At 59.7% G+C, this 24,255-nt stretch carries 23 protein-coding genes, 1 pseudogene and 1 riboswitch; of the genes and pseudogenes, 20 read left to right on the forward strand and 4 right to left on the reverse strand.

Annotation, left to right across the window (positions count from 1 at the left end; all coding sequences use genetic code 11):
- Window positions 1-70 precede the first annotated feature (70 nt).
- On the reverse strand, window positions 71-580 hold the full coding sequence (gene fabA, locus ACZ1HM_RS05260) for a bifunctional 3-hydroxydecanoyl-ACP dehydratase/trans-2-decenoyl-ACP isomerase (RefSeq protein ID WP_472741786.1): 510 nt from the start codon (window positions 578-580) through the stop codon (window positions 71-73).
- Between the two features lie 267 nt (window positions 581-847).
- Between fabA and irrA the strand changes: the two genes are divergently transcribed.
- From irrA to ACZ1HM_RS05275, 3 genes are all read left to right on the forward strand, one after another.
- Window positions 848-1,264, forward strand: coding sequence for an iron response transcriptional regulator IrrA (gene irrA, locus ACZ1HM_RS05265; protein ID WP_472741788.1), 417 nt, complete (start codon window positions 848-850; stop codon window positions 1,262-1,264).
- A gap of 21 nt (window positions 1,265-1,285) precedes the next feature.
- Window positions 1,286-2,083 carry a phytanoyl-CoA dioxygenase family protein gene (locus tag ACZ1HM_RS05270; RefSeq protein WP_472741789.1) on the forward strand — a complete coding sequence of 266 codons (798 nt, stop codon included), beginning with the start codon at window positions 1,286-1,288 and terminating at the stop codon, window positions 2,081-2,083.
- 130 nt (window positions 2,084-2,213) lie between these two features.
- Window positions 2,214-3,116, forward strand: a complete 903-nt coding sequence (locus ACZ1HM_RS05275) for a hypothetical protein (RefSeq protein WP_472741791.1) — start codon at window positions 2,214-2,216, stop codon at window positions 3,114-3,116.
- A 90-nt stretch (window positions 3,117-3,206) separates the two neighbouring features.
- On the opposite strand, the gene ACZ1HM_RS05280 is transcribed toward ACZ1HM_RS05275, so the two are convergent.
- Window positions 3,207-4,076: a hypothetical protein gene (locus ACZ1HM_RS05280; RefSeq protein WP_472741793.1), complete on the reverse strand. Its 870-nt coding sequence runs from the start codon at window positions 4,074-4,076 to the stop codon at window positions 3,207-3,209.
- Between the two features lie 114 nt (window positions 4,077-4,190).
- On the opposite strand from ACZ1HM_RS05280, the gene miaB reads away from it, so the two are divergent.
- The 9 genes from miaB (at window position 4,191) to ACZ1HM_RS05325 (ending at window position 12,622) form a co-directional block, all read left to right on the forward strand.
- Window positions 4,191-5,498 (forward strand): tRNA (N6-isopentenyl adenosine(37)-C2)-methylthiotransferase MiaB, encoded by a 1,308-nt coding sequence (gene miaB / locus ACZ1HM_RS05285; RefSeq protein WP_472741795.1) that lies wholly within the window; start codon window positions 4,191-4,193, stop codon window positions 5,496-5,498.
- A 178-nt stretch (window positions 5,499-5,676) separates the two neighbouring features.
- Window positions 5,677-6,276 (forward strand): OmpA family protein, encoded by a 600-nt coding sequence (locus ACZ1HM_RS05290; protein WP_472741797.1) that lies wholly within the window; start codon window positions 5,677-5,679, stop codon window positions 6,274-6,276.
- Window positions 6,277-6,287: 11 nt separating this feature from the next.
- Entirely contained in the window at window positions 6,288-6,608 is a 321-nt protein-coding gene (locus tag ACZ1HM_RS05295; protein WP_472741799.1) for a hypothetical protein, read from the forward strand.
- Between the two features lie 147 nt (window positions 6,609-6,755).
- A complete protein-coding gene (locus ACZ1HM_RS05300; protein WP_472744568.1) occupies window positions 6,756-7,748 on the forward strand; it encodes a PhoH family protein in 993 nt (330 codons plus the stop codon).
- 40 nt (window positions 7,749-7,788) lie between these two features.
- Window positions 7,789-8,295, forward strand: coding sequence for an rRNA maturation RNase YbeY (ybeY, locus tag ACZ1HM_RS05305; protein WP_472744569.1), 507 nt, complete (start codon window positions 7,789-7,791; stop codon window positions 8,293-8,295).
- A gap of 31 nt (window positions 8,296-8,326) precedes the next feature.
- Window positions 8,327-9,226 carry a hemolysin family protein gene (locus tag ACZ1HM_RS05310; RefSeq protein ID WP_472744570.1) on the forward strand — a complete coding sequence of 300 codons (900 nt, stop codon included), beginning with the start codon at window positions 8,327-8,329 and terminating at the stop codon, window positions 9,224-9,226.
- Window positions 9,223-10,731, forward strand: coding sequence for an apolipoprotein N-acyltransferase (gene lnt, locus ACZ1HM_RS05315; RefSeq protein ID WP_472741801.1), 1,509 nt, complete (start codon window positions 9,223-9,225; stop codon window positions 10,729-10,731). The genes ACZ1HM_RS05310 and lnt overlap by 4 nt, the downstream gene beginning before the upstream one ends.
- A gap of 16 nt (window positions 10,732-10,747) precedes the next feature.
- A riboswitch (SAM-SAH riboswitch) is annotated at window positions 10,748-10,797 on the forward strand.
- Window positions 10,798-10,800: 3 nt separating this feature from the next.
- A complete protein-coding gene (metK, locus tag ACZ1HM_RS05320; protein ID WP_472741803.1) occupies window positions 10,801-11,982 on the forward strand; it encodes a methionine adenosyltransferase in 1,182 nt (393 codons plus the stop codon).
- Between the two features lie 4 nt (window positions 11,983-11,986).
- Complete coding sequence (locus ACZ1HM_RS05325) at window positions 11,987-12,622, forward strand: COG3904 family protein (protein WP_472741805.1); 636 nt, start codon at window positions 11,987-11,989, stop codon at window positions 12,620-12,622.
- Between the two features lie 122 nt (window positions 12,623-12,744).
- Here the strand turns inward: ACZ1HM_RS05325 and ACZ1HM_RS05330 are convergent, their stop codons facing one another.
- Window positions 12,745-13,491: a response regulator gene (locus ACZ1HM_RS05330; RefSeq protein ID WP_472741807.1), complete on the reverse strand. Its 747-nt coding sequence runs from the start codon at window positions 13,489-13,491 to the stop codon at window positions 12,745-12,747.
- Between the two features lie 107 nt (window positions 13,492-13,598).
- Between ACZ1HM_RS05330 and trmB the strand changes: the two genes are divergently transcribed.
- The 8 genes and pseudogenes from trmB (at window position 13,599) to rpsA (ending at window position 21,063) form a co-directional block, all read left to right on the forward strand.
- Window positions 13,599-14,306, forward strand: a complete 708-nt coding sequence (gene trmB, locus ACZ1HM_RS05335; protein ID WP_472741809.1) for a tRNA (guanine(46)-N(7))-methyltransferase TrmB — start codon at window positions 13,599-13,601, stop codon at window positions 14,304-14,306.
- A 157-nt stretch (window positions 14,307-14,463) separates the two neighbouring features.
- A pseudogene (gene aroA / locus ACZ1HM_RS05340) lies at window positions 14,464-15,815 on the forward strand (3-phosphoshikimate 1-carboxyvinyltransferase).
- Window positions 15,812-16,318, forward strand: a complete 507-nt coding sequence (locus ACZ1HM_RS05345; RefSeq protein WP_472741811.1) for a hypothetical protein — start codon at window positions 15,812-15,814, stop codon at window positions 16,316-16,318. Before aroA ends, ACZ1HM_RS05345 begins: the two are co-directional and overlap by 4 nt.
- Before the next feature lie 2 nt (window positions 16,319-16,320).
- Window positions 16,321-16,941 carry a (d)CMP kinase gene (locus ACZ1HM_RS05350; protein WP_472741813.1) on the forward strand — a complete coding sequence of 207 codons (621 nt, stop codon included), beginning with the start codon at window positions 16,321-16,323 and terminating at the stop codon, window positions 16,939-16,941.
- A gap of 333 nt (window positions 16,942-17,274) precedes the next feature.
- Window positions 17,275-17,859, forward strand: coding sequence for a hypothetical protein (locus tag ACZ1HM_RS05355; protein ID WP_472741815.1), 585 nt, complete (start codon window positions 17,275-17,277; stop codon window positions 17,857-17,859).
- A 19-nt stretch (window positions 17,860-17,878) separates the two neighbouring features.
- Window positions 17,879-18,475, forward strand: a complete 597-nt coding sequence (locus tag ACZ1HM_RS05360) for an FAD-dependent monooxygenase (RefSeq protein WP_472741817.1) — start codon at window positions 17,879-17,881, stop codon at window positions 18,473-18,475.
- Window positions 18,427-19,122, forward strand: a complete 696-nt coding sequence (locus tag ACZ1HM_RS05365; protein ID WP_472741819.1) for an FAD-dependent monooxygenase — start codon at window positions 18,427-18,429, stop codon at window positions 19,120-19,122. The genes ACZ1HM_RS05360 and ACZ1HM_RS05365 overlap by 49 nt, the downstream gene beginning before the upstream one ends.
- Before the next feature lie 177 nt (window positions 19,123-19,299).
- On the forward strand, window positions 19,300-21,063 hold the full coding sequence (gene rpsA / locus ACZ1HM_RS05370) for a 30S ribosomal protein S1 (protein WP_472741821.1): 1,764 nt from the start codon (window positions 19,300-19,302) through the stop codon (window positions 21,061-21,063).
- Window positions 21,064-21,298: 235 nt separating this feature from the next.
- Here rpsA and ACZ1HM_RS05375 read toward each other — a convergent pair whose 3' ends face one another.
- Window positions 21,299-23,965, reverse strand: coding sequence for a hypothetical protein (locus ACZ1HM_RS05375; RefSeq protein ID WP_472741823.1), 2,667 nt, complete (start codon window positions 23,963-23,965; stop codon window positions 21,299-21,301).
- Window positions 23,966-24,255: the final 290 nt, after the last annotated feature.

Here is a 24,255-nt window from a genome sequence, read left to right on the forward strand (position 1 = left end):
TTTGCAAAACACGTGAGGGCCGGATGGGGTTTTGATCCAAGGGGCCAGCGACCTGGCCCCAAGGCAGGCGTTAACTCTCGCTCAGCGCGACCTTCATGTCCTTGACCTGATAGATCACTTCGCCATCAGCCTCTACAATGCCGTCCGCGACACCCATGGTCAGGCGGCGGGTCTGGATCGCTTTGGTGAAGTCAATCTTGTATGTCAGCATCTTGCGGTCGGGCCGGACCATCCCGGTCAGCTTCACTTCGCCCACACCAAGCGCATAGCCGCGTCCCTGCCAGCCACGCCAGCCCAGGTTAAAGCCCGTAAGCTGCCACAGGCCATCCAGGCCAAGGCACCCCGGCATGATTGGGTTGCCAGGGAAGTGGCAGTCAAAGAACCACAACTCAGGCGTGATATCGAATTCTGCTGTGATGTGCCCTTTGCCATGCGCGCCGCCATCTGCGGAAACATCGGTGATCCGGTCCATCATCAGCATAGGGGGAGCGGGCAGCTGGGCGTTGCCAGGGCCAAAAAGCTCACCCCGGGCGCACTTTAGCAATCCGTCCTTGTCAAAGCTGGTGGGAAAGTCGGCCATGATGTGCTCCTGAGGGATCGAATGGGTTGCAGCGGTCTAACCAAGCAACCCTGTCACTGCAAGGGGGCCTTGCGGTGGCGGGTTGCAATGGCCTCAATTGCGCCCCTTTATGGCCTGCCTGGCTGGGCGTGCGCATCACGCGGGGCGGTGCTGGTGGGCCTCTGGCACCACAGCAGGCTGGTTTGCCCCCATGATAGTTGCGTTTTCCGTTTGAAAATGGGTCGCAAAGCACCCTATATTAGAAACATTGACGCAATGGAGTGTTCCATGACGCAGACACATCAGGAAACTGGCACACGTTGGCTGGAGGCCGCCGGGGTGCGACCGACCCGCCAAAGGGTGACCCTCGCCAGCTTGCTGGTTGGGGACGGCCAGCATCGGCATGTCACAGCGGAAAGCCTTTTTGAGGCGGCCAAGGGGCAGGGAGACGCCGTGTCGCTGGCCACGGTCTATAACACGCTGCGCGCCTTTTGTGACGCAGGTCTGCTGCAAGAAGTGACGGTAGATGGGTCAAAAAGCTATTTTGACACCAATACCCATGATCATCCGCATTTCTTTTGGGAAGACGAAGGTCGCCTGACCGATGCGCCGTCAGATGAGCTGGTGATTTCCTCTTTGCCCGACGCACCCGACGGGGCTGAGATTGCCAGCGTGGATGTGGTTATCCGCCTCCGCCGCACCTGACGCGCAGGGCTTAGGCGGGCCATGCCGCATCCTCTGATCACCCAAGACGATATCGACACCTATCAGCGCGACGGAGTTGTGCTGATCAAAGGGCTGTTTGCAAACCACGTCAAAACCCTGCGGGCTGGCGTGGCCGAAAACATGGACACTCCCGGACCCTATGCCTCCAACAACGAAAAAGCCGGTGAGACCGGGCGCTTTTTCGATGACTACTGCAACTGGCCCCGGATCGCAGCGTTTGAGCAGGTGATCAGCACTTCGCCCGCAGCGCAGGTGGCCGCAGAGCTGATGCAAAGCCAGACCGCGCAGCTTTTCCATGACCACGTCTTGGTCAAGGAGCCGGGCACATCTATGGCCACGCCCTGGCATCAGGATGGGCCATATTATTTTGTGCAAGGGCGCCAAACGATCAGCTTTTGGTCGCCGCTGGATCCGGTCACGGATGCCGGTTTGCGCTGCGTCGCGGGATCACACCTTTGGGAAAAACCGGTGCTGCCAACGCGCTGGGCCAAGAACGAACCCTTCTTTGATCCCGCCCCCTATATGCCTGTGCCTGATCCCGATGCCGAAGGCATGGACATCCGCGAATGGGCGATGGAGCCGGGGGACGCCGTCGCCTTCCACTACGGCATTCTGCACGGGGCGCGGGGCAACACGTCTCAACAGCGCCGCCGCGCGTTTTCGCTGCGGCTTGTCGGGGATGACGCCCGCTATGTCGAAAGACCGGGTCCCACATCGCCGCCCTATCCCGGCCATGACATGACGCCTGGACAAAAGCTGCGCGAGGATTGGTTCCCGGTGCTGTGGACCGCGCCCTGAGCGGCTGACGTTACTCAGCCAAGACTTGGGGCATGGTCGTGTCGCAATTGTCTGCGCGGGAAAAAAATTGCCTAAAACCCACAGGTGCCCTTAGGCTGTCCTTAACGTTAGGTCAGCGGAAAGGTGCGCCATGGGCAAGGAAGCCGACAAATTCATCAAGGATTTCAAAGCCACCCAGAAGCGGTTGAAAGAGCTGTCCGTCGCCGAGGGCGAAAAGAAGCGCAAAGCGCTGCTTGCCAATCTGGATAAGACCTGGGCGGCAGAAGACGTGATGAAAGAGGGGGTCATCAAAGCCTCAAGCAGTGGTGTTGCAGGCAAGCGTTCGGCTGATTTCGTCAAGCACAGCGATGTGGCCAAACCCTATAAGCAGTGGCAAGCGGCCCTGAAAGTGCATGCGGACGCCGTCAAAGAGTTCGATGATTTCCATGCAGAGGCGAAGGCCCTGGAAACCGCATTGGCCAAACGCATCGCGCTGGTGGAAAAAGAGCTGAAAAAGTCAGGAGGCATGTCGGATATGAAGGCCGCCGCCACGTTGCAAGAAGCCAAGCGCGCGCTGCCTGAGTTGAAAAAGGCGGCGGGGCTTTTTGGCAAGTTGCAAAGCCATGTGGTGATGTACGGCGCCAACGTGCAGCGGGCAACGGATGCGATTGTGCGCCAGGCGGTGGAATCGGTCACGCCCAAGGAATTCCCGCCCTCTTTGGCCAAGGAGGGCCGCAAGAAGACCGTGAAGCTTTTGAAGGTGACGGAGAAGAAAGTGCGCGCCTATTGCGCGACCGGCCTTCAGGCGGTGGAGGAGGGTGAGCTGAAGCCTGCCAAGCAGGCCTTAAAAAAGCTCGACCCGTTGATGAAGCCGCTGATTGCACTGGAGAAAGATGTCAAAACCGCCGCCACCAAGATGAAAAAAGAGCTCAAAGCGGCAAAGGACGGCAAAGAGGTTCAGGCACTGATGCGCGCGGTCTTGAAGCTGAAGGGGCGGTTGGAGGAAGAGGTTGAAGAACTCGACAGCAAAATTGAGGAAGCCGAACGCGGCTGAGCGTTGCGCCGTGATTTTCTTATGAGGGGCGCTGCCCCGTCGGCCCGGTGGGCCGACCCCCCGGAGGTGTAGTTGGAAAGATGAAGCCCCTCAGAACCACTGACCCGGTTCCATCAGGCCCAGATCCAGCAACTGGCGCGAATGCCATTCAAAGGGCGCGGAGTTGTGCCATTTGAAGCTTTCGATGTGAAAGGTGCTGCCGGCGTTGGATTTGAGCGCTTTGGCCGTGCGGAACGAACAGATGGCGGAGGTGATGTTGTGATGCCAGGGGCAGGCGTAAGTGTTGTACTCTTCCTCTGAGAATGTGTGATCCCAGCGCAGGCGCAGGCCGCGCTTGGCCTTAAAGAGCGGGATCCTGTCGATCTTGCGCCGTGTGGCGGGCACATGTTCTTCGTAGCGCCAGCGTAGCCCACCGAAGAAATCAAGTTGGCGTTCCTTGGGATGATTGTTGTTCTCAGCGTCTTGCCGGGCCAGCGCGTAATAGCCCGATCTGTCCATATGGGCGTAATCCAAAGAGACCGCATTGGGATGGCGGGCCAGATCATCGGCGTAAAGGTCAATCACATAGGCCAGCATCGCGTCGCGGCGTTCTTCGCTGTGAAAGCTGATCATCTCGATGATGTTGCGGGTTTCGCTGAACGGAAAGAAGAAATACTCAGCGTTGTAGCAGTAATAGATCCACAGACCTTCTAGCGGGTCGATCAGTGTGTTGATCGCCCGTTCCATCGCGCCGTCCTCAGAGGTGTCGTAATCCACCCGGATGATGCTGGGGGCCAGATCGGGTGGCAGCTCAAACACCGGGGGCATCAGGGCAATGACGGCTGAAAATCCCATCTGCTGGTGATGGCGCAGGGTTGTGGCAATCTCCACATCGTCTTCGCAAAGGATCACCGCAACAGGGCCTTTGGCCAACTGTGGGCGCGCGCCTTCCAGCATGCGGGTGAGGCTTGGGTACTGCATTCGTGCTCAGCTTTAGTAGAATTTTGCACAGATTCGGTTAATTCAATCCGCATTGCAAGCCTGAGGGTGCCCTGATAGAGGCAGCGGTGATCCTTTCAACCGCTGGAACCTGCTATGACTGCGCCCAAGAAGCTCTTTATCAAGACCTATGGCTGTCAGATGAATGTCTATGACAGTGAGCGTATGGCCGAGGCAATGGGCGGTCAGGGCTATGTTGAGACGCAGACGCCTGATGACGCGGACATGATCCTGCTGAACACCTGTCACATCCGTGAAAAGGCGGCGGAAAAGGTCTATTCCGAGCTGGGGCGGTACAAGGGGCTGAAGGCGGCAAAGCCGGATTTGAAGATCGGTGTCGCGGGATGTGTGGCCCAGGCAGAAGGCGAAGAGATCATCCGCCGCCAGCCCATGGTGGACCTGGTTGTGGGGCCGCAAAGCTATCACCGCCTGCCAGAGCTGGAGGCCAAGGCGCGCTCTGGTAAAAAGGCGTTGGATACGGATTTTCCTGAAGAAGATAAATTCGATCACCTCAAGGCGCGGCCCAAGGCCAAACGTGCGCCAGCGGCGTTTTTGACCGTGCAGGAAGGCTGCGATAAATTCTGTGCCTTTTGCGTGGTCCCCTATACGCGCGGTGCTGAGGTGAGCCGGCCAGCCGACCGTGTGATGGCTGAGGCGCGTGATCTGGTGGAGCGCGGCGTGCGTGAGATCACGCTGCTGGGGCAGAACGTGAATGCCTATCACGGGCATGACAAAGGACTGGGGGGCTTGATCCGAGATTTGGCGAAAGTCGATGGGTTGGAGCGGATCCGCTACACCACGAGCCATCCCAATGATATGGACGATGATCTGATTGCGGCCCATGGGGAAGTGGCTGAGCTGATGCCGTACCTGCATTTGCCGGTGCAGTCAGGCTCCGATCATATTCTCAAGCGGATGAACCGCAGCCACACGGCGGAAAGCTATCTTAAGCTTATTGAGCGTATTCGCGCGGCACGGCCTGACATTGTGATGTCGGGTGATTTCATCGTGGGTTTTCCCGAAGAAAGCGATGCCGATTTTGAGGCGACGATGGCTTTGGTTGAGGCGGTCCGCTACGGCTATGCCTATTCGTTCAAATATTCCGCACGCCCGGGCACGCCCGCGGCTGAGCGCGCGACGGTTGATGCAGACATCGCCGATGAGCGGTTGCAGCGGCTGCAAGCGTTGATCACCCGCCACCAGCGTGAAATTCAAGAAGATATGGTGGGCCGCGAGCTTTCGGTGCTGGTAGAGCGGAAGGGGCGGTTGCCGGGGCAGATGCTGGGCAAGTCTGAGTATCTGCACGCCGTGCATATTGACGATGCGGTGGCTGAGGTGGGCGATATCGCCCGTGTTCGGATTGTTGCCTCGCAGGCCAATTCCTTGACCGCGCGGCATCTTTGAACAGGGCCATGGACGCGGGGATGCGCCTAATCCGCTAAAATTTGCGTCAATCAGATCGCATATATCCACTAAATGTAGATATCAGCGCTTCACAGACCGGAAAATATTCCCTATCCTGCCCATATGTTGATGGGCTGCCACCCATCACTGCTGCGCAGGTGTTTTTGTGGGGGAAGATATGAAATTTGTAATGAGAGAGCGTCTCTCCAAGGCTTTCCGCATCGTGTCGGGTGTGTTTTTGGCGGCGGCAGTGGCTTTGCCCTTGGCGGTGTCGCCCAACTGGGCTGAGGCACAGACCAAATCTCAGGAAGGGCGCGATGGCGGCCGCTATATCCCAACCATCTGGGTGGACCCCGATGGGTGTGAGCATTGGGTGATGGATGACGGGGCCGAAGGCTTTATGACCCCGCATGTGAACCGGCAGGGCATTCCGGTGTGCCGGCGCGGCAATGTCTGCGGTGTGATGAAATCCGATCAGTACTTTGCCTCCAACTCGGCGCGCATCAGCAAGGCGGGCAAAGCGCGGCTGGCGGAGTTCTTTCAGACCACAAGCGCCATTTCCTATATCATCACGGGCCACACCGATAGCCGGGCCTCTGACGCTTACAACATGCGTCTGAGCCTGAACCGTGCCAACGCAGTGGCGTCCGTCGCCGTGGCCAATGGTGCAAAAATCGCAGACGTGCGCGGCTACGGCGAACGGCAGCCAGCGGCGGCAAACAACACCGCGGCAGGCATGGCCAAGAACCGCCGCGTTGAAATCATCTGCATCCGCTAGGGAGACGTCACATGCGCTCAGCAACACTCATTTTGGGCTTGGTCTCATCCCTCGGTCTGGCCGCCTGCGCAGATTACGAACAATTCGGGCGTGGTCTGGATGCCGATAAATCACGCGACGGCGGGTTTGACGCCAAACACCTCAGCCAGCTTCAGGCGGGCATTTGGGTGGATCCCAACGGTTGTGACCACTGGATCATCGACGATGGCGTCGAAGGTTACCTGTCTGCCCGTCTAGATAAATACGGCAAGCCGGTGTGTTCCGGTGTCGCCCCGCCCACACAGACGGTCGGCGATTTCAAAGGCGGCTCAAGCCTGCGGGATCCCAACTGATCTTGCGCAAAGACATTTGCATAACCGGGCCGGGGTGTTTCACATCCCGGCCCGTTTTGCGTCGGGGGGTGTGCAGTCCAATTTGAACCCCTATCTTAGTCCAGCAGCCTTCAACAAAAGGAGCCTTCCTTGCCCCCAAGCGACCTGATGACAACCGTTCCTGTGGCGGACCCCGTTGTGCTTGAATACCCCGACAACCGTCTGTTGATTGATCTGTGCGGTGCCTATGACGCGCATCTGGCGACCATCGAAAAGGCGCTTGAGGTGCAGATCATTCGCCGGGGCAATCAGTTGTCGGTGCTGGGTGACGCGGATGCAGGGACGCAGGCGGCGCATGTGCTTAACACGCTTTACGCCCGGCTGGAAAGCGGACGCCAGGTGGAACAGGCTGAGGTCGAAAGCCTTTTGCGCATGGGCGGCTCTGATCAGGACACAGGCGTGCGGGCTGGCGATCAGATTGAGATGGCCATCGGCGACACGGTTGAAATCCACACCCGCAAAAAGCGGGTGGAGCCGCGTACAGCTGCACAAAAGGCCTATGTGAAAGCGCTTTTTGAAAATGAGATGGCCTTTGGCATTGGCCCGGCAGGCACCGGCAAGACCTATCTGGCGGTGGCAGTTGGCGTGTCGATGTTCCTCAACGGTCAGGTGGACCGGATCATCCTGGCGCGCCCTGCGGTTGAGGCGGGCGAAAAGCTGGGCTTTCTGCCCGGCACGCAGGATGAAAAGGTCGATCCCTATATGCAGCCGCTTTACGACGCGCTGAATGATTTCTTGCCGGGCAAGCAGGTCACAAAACTACGCGAAGAAAAGCGCATAGAAATTGCGCCCTTGGCCTTTATGCGCGGACGCACGCTGTCTAATGCCTTTGTCGTGCTGGATGAGGCGCAGAATGCCACCACCATGCAGATGAAGATGTTTCTGACCCGTCTGGGCGAAGGATCACGCATGGTGATCACCGGCGACCGGACCCAGATTGACTTGCCGCGCGGCGTGCAATCCGGCCTGGCTGAGGCTGAGCGTCTGCTCAGGGACATTCCCAAGATCAGCTTTAACTACTTCACCTCCAAGGATGTGGTCCGTCACCCTCTGGTTGCCGCGATCATTGAGGCGTATGAGGCGGATGGAGAAACCGGCTGATTTTGCTTTGGCGCGGTAGAAACGGGTGAAACGCGCCGCCATGGACATGCTCGACATCGCGATAGAAGACAGCCGCTGGGACACCCATGGCTTTGCGGATCTGGCCCTGCGCGCCATTGTGGCCACGCTCACCGATTGCGGCCTTGATCCGCAGATATCTGAGATCAGTCTGTTGGCCTGTGACGATGCGCGTATCGCCGCGCTAAACGCCGATTTCCGGGCCAAGCCCACGCCCACCAATGTCCTGAGCTGGCCAAGTGATGAACGCGCGGCTGTGACGCCCGGGGGCGCGCCACAGCCCGCTGAGGTGGGGCTGGATGGGTTCATCGAACTGGGCGATATCGCCATCGCCTTTGACACCTGCGCGCGCGAAGCGCAGGCCGCAGACAAGCCTTTGGCGGACCATGTGACCCATCTGATCGTTCACGGCACGTTACATTTGTTGGGCTATGATCACGAAACAGAGCAAGATGCCGCCCTGATGGAAGGATTAGAGCGCAAAATACTTGGCAAAATGGGGTTGGATGACCCATATAGAGATCATTAGCGGCCAGGCCGCATCACGTGCACAGGACGAAATGGGCGACACGGACGGATCATCTGAAGCGGCGCAGAGCGCGCAAACGGATGAACACATAACAAAGCCGCTGGAAGGCGATGCCAAGCGAAGCGGCTTTTTCTCACGTGTGATTGGGGCGTTGAGCCCTGGTGACACCCCTTCAGGAACAGAGTTCACACCTCCCGCGGTGGACCGCGTGTCGGCGCGTGGCATGATGAATCTACGGCGGATGCGCGTGGACGATGTGGCCATTCCCAAAGCGGATATCGTTGCGGTCCCGCTGACGGCGGATCTGGATGAGCTGGTGAGTGTCTTTAAGGAAAGCGGTTTGACCCGTTTGCCGGTCTATGACGGCACGTTGGACACGCCGGTGGGCATGGCCCACCTCAAGGATCTGGCACTGAGCCATGGCTTTAACGGCAAACCCAAGGACTTTGACCTCAGCGTTATTCTGCGTCCTTTGCTTTTTGTGCCCCCCAGCATGAGCATTGGTGTGCTGCTGACCAAGATGCAGACGGAACGGCTGCACATGGCGCTGGTGATTGATGAATACGGCGGCGTTGATGGGCTGGTGACCATCGAAGACCTGATCGAACAGGTCATTGGTGAGATTGAAGATGAACACGACCAGGACGAAGGCACGTTCTGGCAGGTGGAAAAGCCCGGCACCTATCTGGCACTGGCCAAGACCCCGCTTGAGGATTTTGAGGCTGAGATCGGCCATTCGCTGACCGCCCATGAGGATGTCGACGAAGAGGAAATCGATACGCTGGGGGGGCTGGTCTTTATGCTGTCGGGCCGGGTGCCTGCCCGCGGCGAGGTGGTCTTGCACCCCGATGGCCCGGAATTTGAAGTGGTGGACGCAGATCCGCGCAGCATCAAACGGCTGCGGGTGCGCACGGTCGGGGCCAACGGGTGATATCGGGGCTGTCGGGCTGGCGGCGGCTGGCCCTGGCGGCTGGGCTGGGTGCCTTAGCAGGGTTTGGGCAGGCGCCTTATGACCAGCCGATCGTTCTGGTCATCGCCTTCATCGTTTGCGTCTTTCTCTACCGTTTTGCGCGCACGCCCCGGCAGGCGGCCGCCTTGGGCTGGGCCTTTGGGGCGGGTTATTTCGCGCATACGCTGCAGTGGATCGTCTCTCCCTTTTTGGTCGATGTGGCCACCCATGGCTGGATGGCCCCCTTTGCGGTGGTGTTTCTGGCCGCTGGGTTGGCGCTTTTCTGGGGTGCGGCTTTTGGCCTTGCGCGCCTGTTGGACTGGCACCGCGCCTGGCCGCTGATCCTGTGCCTGCCCGCCGCTGAGCTGATCCGCGCCTATATCTTTACGGGCTTTCCCTGGGCCATGCCGGCGCAGGCCTTTGTGGATGTCTTGGCGGGGCAAGGTCTGGCCTTGGTCGGCCCCTATGCGCTGAACGTGGGGATGATGGCGGTGGCTGTCGCCCTGGGCTTTGTCGCCCGCACCGCGCCTCAAAGGGTGCTGCAATATGGTGTGCTGCTTTTTGGTCTGCTGGGGGTGTTGTTCCCGCCGATGATGCCAGAGGCAGCGCTGACGGATCACACCATCAGGCTGGTGCAACCCAACGCCACCCAGCGCGACAAATGGGATCCTGATAAGATACCGATGTTCTTTGACCGGCACCTCGCTCTGACCGCTGAGGTGCCGCTGGCGGGCGGGGCAGGGCCGGACCTTGTGCTGTGGTCTGAAACGGCGATCCCTTGGCGGTTGGACTACGCGGGCGGTGCCTTGCAAGAAATCGCGCAGGCGGGTGGCGAGACGCCTGTGGCGCTGGGGGTGCAGCGGGCAGAGGATGGCGCGTTCTACAACTCCCTTGTGGTGTTGGATCAGGCAGGCCAGGTCGATCAGACCTATGACAAACACCACCTGGTGCCTTTTGGCGAATACGTGCCCTTTGCAGACCTGCTTAACCGCTACGGCGTCTTTGGTTTGGCTGAACGTTTGCCCGGCGGGTATTCTGCCGGACCGGGCCCCAAGCTTTTGGAATTTGGGGCTTTGGGGCGCGCTTTGCCTCTGATCTGCTATGAGGCGGTCTTTGCCCATGACGCCTTTGCCGGGCAGGCACGCCCCGATTTTCTGATCCAGATCACCAATGACGCGTGGTTTGGCAAAGGGGCAGGACCGCTTCAGCATCTGGCGCAAGCGCGGATGCGCGCGATTGAGCAGGGCCTGCCGCTGGCGCGTGCGGCGAACACTGGCGTTTCTGCGATGATTGATCCCTACGGTCGTCTGGTGTCCTTCATCCCCCTGAACGAAGCGGGGTTTCTGGACGCGCCCCTGCCCGCACCCTTGCCCCCAACGCTCTACAGCCGCACCGGAGACCTGCCATTCGCGGTTCTAATGTTGGTCGCGCTTGGTGCCGCGATGGTGCGCGCAAGGCGGGTTTCGATTGACCCCAACCGGGCCTAAGGCTAAGGCTGCGGGACTGGTGTCACAACGGCTTCCTGGCGTGACACGTCATCTTTTATTGGAGCATTTATGTCCCGACAGAATTACGTTTTCACTTCCGAGTCCGTCTCGGAGGGCCACCCAGATAAGGTCTGTGACCGTATCTCCGATGCTGTGCTGGATGCTTTCCTGTCAGAAGAGCCCGAAGCCCGCGTCGCCGCAGAGACCTTTGCCACCACAAACCGTGTGGTCATTGGGGGGGAAGTCGGGCTGAGCGATCAGGCCAAGCTTGCCCAGTATATGGACAAGATTGAGGACATTGCGCGCGCCTGCATCAAAGACATCGGCTATGAGCAGGACAAGTTCCACCACGCCACCTGTGAGATCACCAACCTGCTGCACGAACAATCCGCGCATATCGCGCAGGGCGTCGATGCGGCTGAGAACAAGGATGAGGGCGCAGGCGATCAGGGCATCATGTTTGGCTATGCCACCAATGAGACAGAGCATCTGATGCCGGCACCCATCCATTATGCCCACGCCATCCTGCGCCGTTTGGCCGAGGTGCGTAAAGACGGCACCGAGCCGACGCTGCGCCCCGATGCTAAAAGCCAGCTCAGCGTGCGCTATGAAGGCGGCAAACCGGTGGGCGTGACCTCCATCGTGCTCTCCACCCAGCACGAGAGCGAAGACCAGACCAGCGATGACATCCGCGCCATCGTTGAACCCTATATCCGTGAAGTGCTGCCCGCAGGCTGGATCAGCGATGACACCGCCTGGCATGTGAACCCCACAGGCAAGTTCGTGATTGGCGGCCCCGACGGGGACGCGGGCCTGACTGGGCGTAAGATCATCGTGGACACCTATGGCGGCGCGGCCCCGCATGGGGGCGGCGCGTTTTCGGGCAAAGACCCGACCAAAGTTGACCGCTCCGCCGCTTATGCGGCGCGCTATCTGGCCAAGAACGTGGTTGCGGCCGGTATGGCAGACAAATGCACCATCCAGCTCAGCTATGCCATCGGGGTGAGCGAGCCACTGTCGATCTATTGCGACACCTTTGGCACCGGCCAAGTCGAAGACGCGGCGGTTGAGCAGGCGATCCGCAAGGTGATGAGCCTGACCCCGCGTGGCATTCGCGAACATCTGCAGCTGAACAAGCCGATCTATCAGCGCACAGCGGCCTACGGCCACTTTGGCCGCGCGCCAGATGCCGATGGCGGGTTCTCTTGGGAAAAGACGGACCTTGCCGATCAGCTGAAAGCGGCGGTGTAAGACCATGCAGGGTGGCCGGATCTTTCTTGCCGCCCTGACAGCCGCGCTTTGCGCGATTGCGCTGCCTGCACAGGCGGATCGCTATGTAATCGCGGATGACCGGCTGATCTTTGACACATCGGTGCCGGTGGACGGCGAAGACCGTGACATCCGCTCCCCCGATGTGACAGCTATCCGTGATCTGTTGCGGGACAATCCCGGCATCCGTGTGCTTGAGCTAAAATCAGGCGGCGGTGGTCATTATCCGGCGATGGATCTGGCCAGCCTCGTGATTGATTTTGAGCTGGACACCCATGTTGAGGATTATTGCGAAAGCTCCTGTGTGACGGTCTTTTTGGGCGGCACCAAGCGCACGCTTGCCCGCGGGGCGCGGTTGGGCTTTCACCAACTGTCTTGGTCGGCCAGTTCGATCCAGTCCTATTATGACGATCACAAGGAAGGGCGGGACTGGGACACGCCCTTTGATTTCGCCGAATGGTTTTATGAGGATACCCAGACAGAAACCTATACACGCTTGGCCTATATGATCGCGCGGGGGGTGGATGCGGAGTTTGCTGTGCAAAGCATCCGCAAGCCGGACACCGGCATGTGGTTCCCCTACCGCGCGGTACTGCTGGCCGCAGGCGTTGTCACCGACTAAATCTCGCGTCCCGCCAAGCTCAGCATGCGAAGGCTGCGTGCAACCCTGTTTAGACCCGGCGGCATTTGGCCGCTGCGCCACGCACCCTCCGGTTTAGCCCAATCCGCCACACCCCAAGACCATCAGTTGCGCCGGGCGAAGGGCGAGGGCGGGCGGTTCGCTTTGTGCCCCAGCAGATGCGGCTGCTCCTGCGCAAGCTGTTCCAGAAGTGCGGCACCCTCCGTCTGTTCCAGCGCTGAGATGTGGTTCCAAAGTGTCAGGCAATGCTCTTCCAACGCCTGCAACTCAGTTTGTGAAACCACATCGCTGCGGCTGCGCAACAGCCTGAGCTGACGCAGCAGGCGGCTGACCATCGGTTTGCTTTGGGCTGCATTTTGCGCTGTGACCAACGCGAGAAGGGCGGCGGTTTCAGACCGCGTGTAGCGCGGTTTGAGCGTTACCGGATCGCCACTGGGCAGCGCATCGGTGATGGCATCTGCAAAGGCTTCTTTCGAAAGCCCATCCTTGGCCAGAAACCCCCGGCATCCGCGCGCACGGGCTTGTGCCAGAACATCGTCATCGGCCATGGCCGAGATCATCACCACCGGCGCATGGGCGTTCTGCGGGCACAGCCGGACCATATCAACGGCCTCCAACCCGGTGCCATCTGGCAGGGCATAATCGACCAGGATCAGACCAAAGGGGGCTGCATCCAGATGCTGGGCAAAGCTGTCCAGCGTTGGGGCATTGGTCAACGCACAAGGAAACGGCAGACCAGAGCACAACCGCGCCAAGCGGTGCCTGTCCACACGTTCATCGTCCAAAATCAAGACCGGCAATGGTTTTGCCCGATGCGGGCTGCGAAAAGCGGTGGGGGTGGCAGCGGGCATGGGGCGTCCTTAAGGCGTGGCAGTGCGGCCAAGTTAGGGTCGGGCGATTAACGCCGGATGAAGCGCAGCCCATTGCAGGGCGGCACCCCGCAGGGTAAAGCGCGGCCATGAGCACCCCGGACCGTCCCCACCGCAATTTTTATGGCCGTCTGAAAGGCAAAAGCCTGAAGACCTCCCAAAAGACGTATATCGCAGAAGACCTCGCTGGGCTGTCCCCCGGTCCGGTCAGCTGGGAAGAGAACCCCACGCGCACGCCCTTGGATCTGGATGCGCTGTTTGAGGGCAAGCCGGTTTGGCTGGAAGTGGGCTTTGGCGGCGGTGAACATATGGTCCATCAGGCGGCCACGCACCCAGATGTCGGGATCATCGGGTGTGAACCCTACATCAACGGGGTGGCGATGCTGCTGGGCAAGATCCGCCGCGCGGGCGTGCAAAACGTCGCGGTGCATCCCGGCGATGCGCGGGATCTGATGGATGTTTTGCCCCCCGCCTCGCTTGACCGGGCATTTTTGCTGTACCCTGATCCCTGGCCCAAGGCGCGCCATCACCGCCGCCGCTTTGTGACCGAAGAACACCTAGTGCCCTTGGCGCGGGCCTTGAAACCCGGTGCGATCTTTCGGGTGGCCACGGATATCGAAGATTACGTGCGCCAAACCCTACAAGAGGTGCCGCGCTTTGGCTTTGAATGGCTGGCCGAAAGGCCGCAGGATTGGCGCGGGCCCTGGGACGATTGGCTGTCCACGCGCTATGAACAAAAGGCCCTGCGCGAAGGCCGCGTGCCGCATTATCTGACATTCCGCAGACTGGCGGACTAGGGACGCACGGGTCTGGCACCCAGCTGTCCACAGACCCCTCAGGACGTCGATATTCCGTTCGCGCCAAAGCCGTAAGATGTTTGCGCTCCCATTTCTGGGTTGGAGCCCGGTGGGGGCTGAGCTAGAAGCAGGCGCGGAGATGTGAAAGGACCCCCTTATGTCAAGCCATGGTGCGCCCATTCCAATGACCTCATCGGCCTCGGGGCCGCTGAAGGGGACGGCAGATGTGCCGGGGGACAAGTCGATTTCCCACAGATCGCTCATTCTGGGCGCGATGGCCGTTGGCGAAACCACCATCGAAGGCCTGCTGGAGGGCCAAGATGTGCTGGATACGGCCAAGGCCATGCGCGCCTTTGGCGCTGAGGTAACCGATCATGGCGGCGGGCGCTGGTCCGTGCATGGCGTGGGCGTGGGCGGATTTGCCGAACCCCAAAACGTGATTGATTGCGGCAACTCAGGCACCGGTGTGCGGTTGATCATGGGGGCGATGGCGACCTCTCCGATCACCGCGACGTTCACCGGCGATGCCAGCCTGAATGGCCGCCCCATGGCGCGGGTCACTGATCCGCTGGGCGCATTCGGCTGTCAGGCGGTCGGGCGCGCCGGGGGCGGCTGCCAATGACGCTCGTAGGCGCGGCAGAGCCTTTGCCCGTGCGGTATGTGGTGCCTGTCCCCTCTGCCCAGGTGAAATCAGCGGTTCTGTTGGCGGGCCTGAATGCGCCCGGACAGACCATCGTGGTGGAGGCTGAAGCCACCCGCGATCATACGGAGCGGATGTTGGCAGGCTTTGGCGCTGAGATCTCAGTCAGCGAAACCGATGCGGGGCGCGAAATTACGCTGACAGGTCAGCCTGAGCTGAAACCGCAGCACATTGAGGTGCCACGTGATCCGTCGTCTGCGGCTTTCCCCGTCTGTGCGGCCCTGATTGTGCCGGGATCTGATGTCTTGGTGCCGGGGATCGGCCTGAACCCGACGCGCGCGGGCTTGTTCACCACGCTGCGCGAAATGGGGGCCGATCTGACCTATGAAAATGAGCGCGAAGAAGGCGGAGAGCCGGTGGCGGATCTGCGCGCGCGCTTCTCTCCTGATCTGAAAGGCATCGAAGTGCCGCCCGCGCGTGCGGCATCGATGATTGATGAATATCCGGTGCTGTCTGTTGTGGCCGCATATGCCCAAGGTCAAACAATGATGGCGGGCGTGAAAGAGCTGCGGGTCAAGGAAAGCGACCGCATTGACGCGATGGCCAAGGGTCTGCGCGCCAACGGCATCACCGTCGATGAGGGGCCTGACTGGTGGGCGGTCACCGGCTTGGGGCACGGCAACGTGCCGGGCGGTGGGCTCTGTGCCAGCCAGTTGGATCACCGCATCGCGATGTCCTTTCTGATCTTAGGGATGGCCACGCAAAAGCCGGTACAGGTGGATGATGGCGGGCCCATTGCCACGTCGTTCCCGATCTTTGAACCGCTGATGTCGGCCCTTGGGGCCAGCATGCGCCGGGACAACCGGTGAAGCGCCTGGTCATTTTGCTGGCCACGTTAAGCGCGGCTCTCTTTGCCGTCTTGGCCATCTTATCCAAAGGTTGGTTGGAACCGGGCGGCGCGCTGATCTTTGACAGTCGGGTCATGGGTTATGACCTGGCCGCGGCTGAGGCCTATCTGAGCGTGCTCAGCCCCGATGCGCGCGCGCTTTACCTGGGGCCTTTCCGTCAGTTGGATACCGTGTTCCCGATTGTGCTGGGGCTGACGCTTGTGGGGGCCTTGTGGCTCAGCAGCTTGGATCTGTCGTTGCTTGCCAGGATCGCGATCCTGGCAGTGCCGGTGCTGTATGTCTGGGCTGATCTGCAAGAAAACGCGCGGGTGGCGGGCATTTTGTCTGGCGGGGGTGGCGATGCCGCCTTGGTCGCGGCGGCCAGCCGGTTGACGCAGTTAAAGTGGCTGACGCTGGGCTTTGGCATGCTGCTGTTGGCAGGATGTGCGATTGCGGCGCGGCGGGCACGAAAAGGGCAGGGGTGAACATGCAGCCTTTCACAGTAGCAATTGACGGCCCAGCCGCCGCAGGCAAAGGCACGATTTCCAAGGAAGTCGCCGCGCATTTCGGCTTTGCTCATCTGGACACGGGCCTTTTGTATCGGGCGGTCGGGGCAAAGGTGCTGCAAGGGGCTGAGCCGATTGCCGCCGCACAGGCGCTTTGTGCCGAAGACCTGGAAGGGGACGATCTGCGCACACCCGAGGTGGCGCAGGCGGCAAGCCAGGTGGCGGTGATTGCGGAAGTGCGCGCGGCCCTGGTGGATTTTCAGCGCAGCTTTGCCGCGCGTGCAGGCGGCGCAGTGCTGGACGGGCGCGACATCGGGACAGTCATCTGCCCCCAAGCTGAGGTGAAATTGTTCGTAACAGCCCAGCCCCGCGTGCGGGCAGAACGCCGCTTTGCCGAGCTGACGGGCAAGGGGGTCGCCACAACGTTTGAAGAGGTATTGGCCGACGTTGAGGCACGCGATGCCCGCGACATGGGCCGCGCGGATGCGCCGCTGAAACCGGCGGCGGACGCGGTGGAAATCGACACGTCGGATCTAAGCATTGAGGCAGCAGTTGCAGCCGCTGTGGCCCTGATTGCGGCCAAGCGGGATGCGGTTTCCTAAACTGAGAAGCTGAGGGAACCCTCGGCTGGAAAAAGAGCGGCGCCGCCCCGAAGGGAGGTCCAAGCCTGAGCCCGGAGCAACCGAGCGCGTGCACAGCTCAGGTAGGCCGAAGGCCCAAGGACATCTGGTGCTACGACCGTCACATCGCAGCGTGGTTAACCGAGGCGAAGGTATCGCCCGGTGGGATGAATAAACCCTAAGCTCAGCGCACGTTGCCTGCGCGAAACGGTCTTTTCCCCATCATCCCAAGGAATTGATTTGGCCGGGGCGGGCAAAGGGGGCAAGATAGCGGGCAAGTCAGTGTGCGTTTGACGCATAAAGGGAGGTTGGTGGATGATCCGTGTTCTAAGCTTGGTGTTGATGATGGGGGCGGCCGCGGCTTGCGCGCAAGAAACGGCTCCCGTTCCGCAGGACACGCAGCCCCAGACGGGCGCGCCCGAGGAAGAAGCGCCCAAAGGCGCTGAGCCGCCGATGACCATGATCCGGCTGGCGCAGATCGTGCAGGCCATTGATCCTGAGGTGATTGCCCGGGGTCCGACGTTGGAATTCACCCTTCAGGATATCCCAGTGATCGTGATCGCCGATCCACGCGCCGACCGGATGCGCGCCATGGTGCCAATTGCCAGCGCTGAGGGGCTGACGCCCAATGATCTGATGCGGATGATGCAGGCCAATTTCGATGCCGCTTTGGATGCGCGCTATGCCGTGGCCAATGGACGGCTTTGGGGCGTGTTTATCCACCCGCTGTCGCCCTTGGAAAAAGATCAGTTCCTGTCAGGTTTGGTGCAAACCGTGACCGTGGCCAAGACCTATGGCACAGGCTACACCGGTGGCGGCGCGATCTTTGGCGGCGGGGACAGCAACCGGTTGTATCTGGAGCTGCTCGAAGAGCTGCGCAAAAAGGGTGAGGCGTTATGAGCCTGCGCGGTCTGGTCAGATGACCGTTCTGATCGCAGGCGGCGGGATTGCGGGGCTGGTCCTTGGGCTGACGCTGCATCAGCACGACGTGCCGTTTCACATCTTTGAAAGGGTGCGCAGCCCCCAACCGCTTGGGGTGGGGATCAACCTGCAGCCGCCCGCGGTACGCGCGTTGTTTGCGCTGGGCCTGGAAGAAGATCTGGCGCGCATCGGGGTGCAGACCCGTGATTATGGTTTCTACACCCGCACGGGCGTTGAGATCTGGACCGAACCCAGAGGACGGCACGCCGGCTATCATTGGCCGCAGTATTCTGTGCACCGTGGCCAGTTGCAGATGGCGCTGTTGGCAGCATTGCGCGCGCGGGCCGGTGCGGGCTGTGTCACCTTCGGTGCGCCGGTCACCAGCTACCGCTTGAGCGCTGACGGCGTTGTGGCACACATTGAGGGGGCGGCGGGCCCCCGTGACATCGCAGGTAAGATGCTGATCGGGGCGGACGGCATACACTCAGCCCTGCGGGCGCAGATGTATCCAGACGAAGGTCCGCCCGTTTGGGGCGGTGCCATCATGTGGCGTGGCACAACCCGGATGCCCCCTTTCTCAGCGGCGCGTCCATGATCCTGGCCGGGCACGACACGCAACGTTTTGTGGCCTATCCCATCACACCTGCCGACCCGCTAAGCGGTGCTGCAGTGATCAACTGGATTGCCGAGCAGCGCGTTGATCCCGCGGCCCATGTGGTGAAGGGGGATTGGAACCGCTTGGTGGGAACAGGGCGTTTTGCATCGGCTTTTGCGGATTGGCAGTTTAACTGGATCAATATCCCCGACCTGATTGCAGGGGCTGATGCGGTCTATGAATACCCCATGGTGGACCGCGAACCCGTCGCGTGTTGGACCGACGGCGCGGTGACGCTGATCGGGGATGCGGCACATGCAACCTATCCAGTGGGCTCAAGCGGGGCGAGCCAGGCCATTCTGGATGCCCGTATCCTGGGGGCTGCGATCAAGGATCAGGGGGCGGGGCACGCGGCGGCGCTTAGCTATGAGGGCGAAGTGCGGCCCATGGCGAATGCCGTGACCTTGGCCAATCGCAGCGCAGGTGGGCCCGATGCCATCATGCAGATGGCCGAAGACCGATGTGCCGGTGATTTCAGCCAGCTGGACGAAGTCCTGCCGATGAAAGAGCGCGCGGCCCATGCGGCGCGCTTTAAAAAGCTGGCAGGCATTGGGGTGGAAGAGACCAACGCGCGGCCCGGAATTTAGCGGCAATTGCCAAAGCGCCCGGCGCAAAACCGCGCCTGTCACAGATCACCTCACCAAAACCCTTGCGGGCATGGGGTATCTGGCCTATACGCCTCCCGTCTACGCGACGGATATAAGTCACGAGATGCACATCTGAGCAGGGTCGGTTTTATCCGGCCCTTCTTCTTTTTGCATCAAGTGGGTCTGTCACACGGGACCAATTCACCTCCAAGACCGGCGGAGACAACCGCACGGCCAGACACATTTGATAAGGATACTGAACGCCATATGGCAAACATGATGGAAGAGTTTGAAGCGCTCCTCAATGAAAGCTTCGAAATGGACACACCCGAAGAGGGGTCCGTTGTTAAAGGTAAGGTTATCGCGATCGAAGCGGGCCAAGCCATCATCGACGTAGGCTACAAAATGGAAGGCCGCGTTGAGCTGAAAGAATTTGCCGATCCGGGCGAAGCGCCCAAGATCGAAGTTGGCGACGAAGTTGAAGTCTTCTTGCGCCAAGTTGAGAACGCCCGCGGCGAAGCGGTCATCTCACGTGAAATGGCCCGCCGCGAAGAAGCCTGGGACCGTCTCGAAAAAGCCTATGCTGCAGAAGAGCGTGTCGAAGGCGCGATCTTTGGCCGTGTCAAAGGTGGCTTTACCGTCGACCTGGGCGGTGCCGTGGCCTTCTTGCCTGGCTCTCAGGTTGATGTGCGCCCCGTGCGCGATGCGGGCCCATTGATGGGTCTTAAGCAGCCATTCCAGGTTCTGAAAATGGACCGTCGTCGTGGCAACATCGTGGTGTCGCGCCGTGCGATCCTTGAGGAATCCCGCGCCGAACAGCGTGCCGAAGTGATCGGCAACCTCACCGAAGGTCAGACCGTCGACGGTGTGGTCAAGAACATCACCGAATACGGTGCCTTTGTGGATCTGGGCGGTGTTGACGGCCTGCTGCACGTCACCGACATGGCATGGCGTCGCGTGAACCACCCGTCTGAGATCCTGACGATCGGTGAGACGATCAAGGTGCAGGTCATCAAGATCAACAAAGAGACACACCGCATCTCCTTGGGCATGAAGCAGCTGCAGGAAGATCCATGGGATCTGGTTGCTGCGAAGTACCCACTGGAATCCACCCACACAGGCCGCGTGACCAACATCACCGATTACGGTGCCTTTGTTGAGCTGGAGCCAGGTGTTGAAGGTCTGGTGCACGTCTCTGAGATGTCTTGGACCAAGAAAAACGTACACCCCGGCAAAATCGTCTCCACCTCTCAGGAAGTGGAAGTCATGGTGCTGGAAATCGACGGTGCCAAGCGCCGCGTGTCCCTGGGTCTCAAGCAGACAATGCGCAACCCATGGGAAGTCTTTGCCGAAAGCCACCCCGAGGGCACAGAGGTCGAGGGCGAGGTCAAGAACATCACCGAATTCGGTCTGTTCGTGGGTCTGCCAGGCGACATCGACGGCATGGTACACCTCTCCGACCTCAGCTGGGATCAGCGCGGCGAAGAGGCGATCCAGGACTACCGCAAAGGCGATCTGGTTCAGGCCGTTGTTTCTGAAGTCGACGTTGAGAAAGAGCGCATCTCGCTCTCCATCAAAGGTGTGGGCGGTGACAAGTTCGCCGAAGCCACCGGCGGCATCAAGCGCGGTTCCATCGTGACCGTGAACGTGACAGCCATCGAAGATGGCGGCATCGAAGTGGAATACGAAGGTATGAAATCCTTCATCCGCCGCTCCGATCTGTCCCGTGACCGTGCCGAGCAGCGCCCAGAGCGTTTCTCTGTTGGCGACAAGGTTGATGTGCGCATCACCAACGTCGATGCCAAGGCGCACCGTCTGGGCGTTTCCATCAAAGCCCGCGAAATCGCGGAAGAGAAGGAAGCGGTTGAACAGTACGGTTCCTCCGACTCCGGCGCATCCCTGGGCGATATCTTGGGCGCAGCGCTGAAGGGCGACGAATAATCCCACCGGGATATGAGATTAAGAAAGCCCTGCGCGATTGCGCGGGGCTTTTTTGTTTTGAGGCGGTGGTTATGCATAAGCGATTTGCCGGGTTCGCCTGTGACACCTGATGAGATAGAACTCGCTGCTTCTCTCACGCAAGTATTGATCAACCCGCAAATCAACGCACCAAACAGGGCCGTTAAAGCCTTTGAATTCGAATAGATTTCTGTTCGTTGCGTTTAATCGAAATGCTCTAGTAAAAGAGCATTTGGGTGGTCCCGTCGTCATATGTAAAGAGGCTGGAGACCCGGTTGCCCTCTGCATTGTAGGTTTCGGTTATGGTTGTCCAAGGCTGGTCATCCTCTGCGTCAGTCAACACCCGCGTTTCGCGCACGCCATCGTTGTAGGTGGTGTGTGCGGTCCGACCGTCATCATAGGTCATCGCCCGGCTGATATGTCCGCCGTCTGCATCGAAGGCGTCGACGTACCCGCTCCAAACGTAGGCATCATCGACGTCAGTCATTGTCCGCTCAGTCCGGAGACCGTCGAGAAAGGTAATCTCCTGAAGGCGCCCATCATCAAACTGGATGGTATGTGAGCTGCGCTGACCGTCCGCATTGTAGGTTTCGGTTATGGTTGTCCAAGGCTGGTCATCCTCTGCGTCAGTCAACACCCGCGTTTCGCGCACGCCATCGTTGTAGGTGGTGTGTGCGGTCCGACCGTCATCATAGGTCATCGCCCGGCTGATATGTCCGCCGTCTGCATCGAAGGCGTCGACGTACCCGCTCCAAACGTAGGCATCATCGACGTCAGTCATTGTCCGCTCAGTCCGGAGACCGTCGAGAAAGGTAATCTCCTGAAGGCGCCCATCATCAAACTGGATGGTATGTGAGCTGCGCTGACCGTCCGCATTGTAGGTTTCGGTTATGGTTGTCCAAGGCTGGTCATCCTCTGCGTCAGTCAACACCCGCGTTTCGCGCACGCCATCGTTGTAGGTGGTGTGTGCGGTCCGACCGTCGTCATAGGTCATCGCCCGGCTGATATGTCCGCCGTCTGCATCGAAGGCGTCGACGTACCCGCTCCAAACGTAGGCATCATCGACGTCAGTCATTGTCCGCTCAGTCCGGAGACCGTCGAGAAAGGTAATCTCCTGAAGGCGCCCATCATCAAACTGGATGGTATGTGAGCTGCGCTGACCGTCCGCATTGTAGGTTTCGGTTATGGTTGTCCAAGGCTGGTCATCCTCTGCGTCAGTCAACACCCGCGTTTCGCGCACGCCATCGTTGTAGGTGGTGTGTGCGGTCCGACCGTCATCATAGGTCATCGCCCGGCTGATATGTCCGCCGTCTGCATCGAAGGCGTCGACGTACCCGCTCCAAACATAGGCATCATCGACGTCAGTCATTGCCCGCTCAGTCCGGAGACCGTCGAGAAAGGTAATCTCCTGAAGGCGCCCATCATCAAACTGGATGGTATGTGAGCTGCGCTGACCGTCCTCGCCAAAGACATTCCGGATGCTCGTCCACTTATAGGCTTCAGCGCCATCCCAGACGAAATTAGCGATGAGGCTGCCATCCTCAAAAAACTGGTCTCCGACGCGACCATCATCATAGATCGTGTGGCGCCCGGTACGATCACCGTCAATGTCGAAAATATCGAGATAATGCGCCCAGCCATAAAGGTCATCCACATCCTGGACCGCGGTCTTTACGAAAGCGTTGCCGATAAACGAGCCATCGGCAAAGACCAGCTCTTCGAAATTCGTGATTTGGTCGACGCCTGCATCCTCTGCACGCGTTGAAGTGACAGTAAAACTGCCGTCTGCATTCTTTTCTACTGAATACTCAGAGAAGGCACCCTCAAAGAACGCCATATCCCAACCGGCACCGCCATCTAGCTGGTCACTGCCAGCGCCGCCGTCAATGCGGTCGTTGCCAGCCCCCCCGATCAGCGTGTCATCGCCGCCGTTGCCAAAGATCTGGTCATCTCCGCCCAAGGCGTCAATCAGGTTTGCGGTCTCATCTCCGGTCAGGATGTTCGCATTGTCATCCGCCTCAGGCGCGTCATCGTCCGCTTCTGTCCCAGTTGGATCTTCGTCGTTTGTATCGTCCCCTTCGGTCGGATCGGACTGATCGTCTTCGCCCTCGTCTTCGTCTCCTGACCCGTTCTGGTCGTCGTCTTCCCCATCCGTGTCATCCTCATCATCGGTGGGTTGAACGTCGGGAAGCGCCGGAAATGCAGCGAGTGTTTCGTCGATCACCTCAGCCATGATGGCGGCAATGGCCTCCGTCGGACCGCCGTAAGGAGCACCCCAGACTGAATACGTTTCTAAAGGCAGCTCAGATACATCCAGATCTGCTACGACAGCGACTTGCAGCGCAGCGATGAACCAGTTTCCTATGTCGTTGAGGTGGATGTCATCGCTAAAAAGGTCGCGGATGCTGGTAAGGCCCGGCACCTCTCCCGCTTCGATACGGTCATAGAGCCGTGCCATCGCCTGACCGGCTGGGATCAAACCGGCCTGCGCCGGCCCATTTTCCGCGGTGTCGATAATGTGTTCAACGATGCCCTGCCAGGACGACAAATCCGTATCAAGTGCTGCGCGCCAATCGCTCAGGCTGTCGCCGATGTGATGCCAGGTCTCATAGACATAGAACTTGGCCGCCGGGTTCGAACTGACCGCAAGATCATAGTACCGTTTGGCATAACCATGGGTGTCGTTCCACAACAGCTGTGGGGCGAGGGGGATCGCCTCGGTCACGATGACGGTTGTGTAATTGCCGCCCGGCAGCACCTCGCGCGCGTTCACACCCTCAGCACTTGCACCGTTGTCCCAATTATACCGCAACGGGGCACCGTTGTGGATTTGAACATCAGCCCTTGCGACAGATCCCTGATCCGACGCGAAACTATTGAACATTGACGGCATCACTGGGCCAACAAGACTGTGACCAACGAAAAGTGCATTACTCATTACGCATCAACCCAAGGTTAAGAGTGGTGGCCGCCAAAGTTGAAAAGTGACCAAAATGTGTCTTTAGCAAGTCAAATTGTGCACGGTAAGGTAGTGATTGGGAAACAATCGCTGGCAAAAATGGAAACAAAGAACTTGATGCACCTGAAACTGTGCCCAGTTTGGTGCATCATTTCGCGAAACGATAGCTGCTTTTTGCAGGATTGTTTACAGCGTCTCAGGCCGCAATAGTGTGG

Source organism: Sulfitobacter sp. GN1-4 (genome assembly GCF_055693825.1).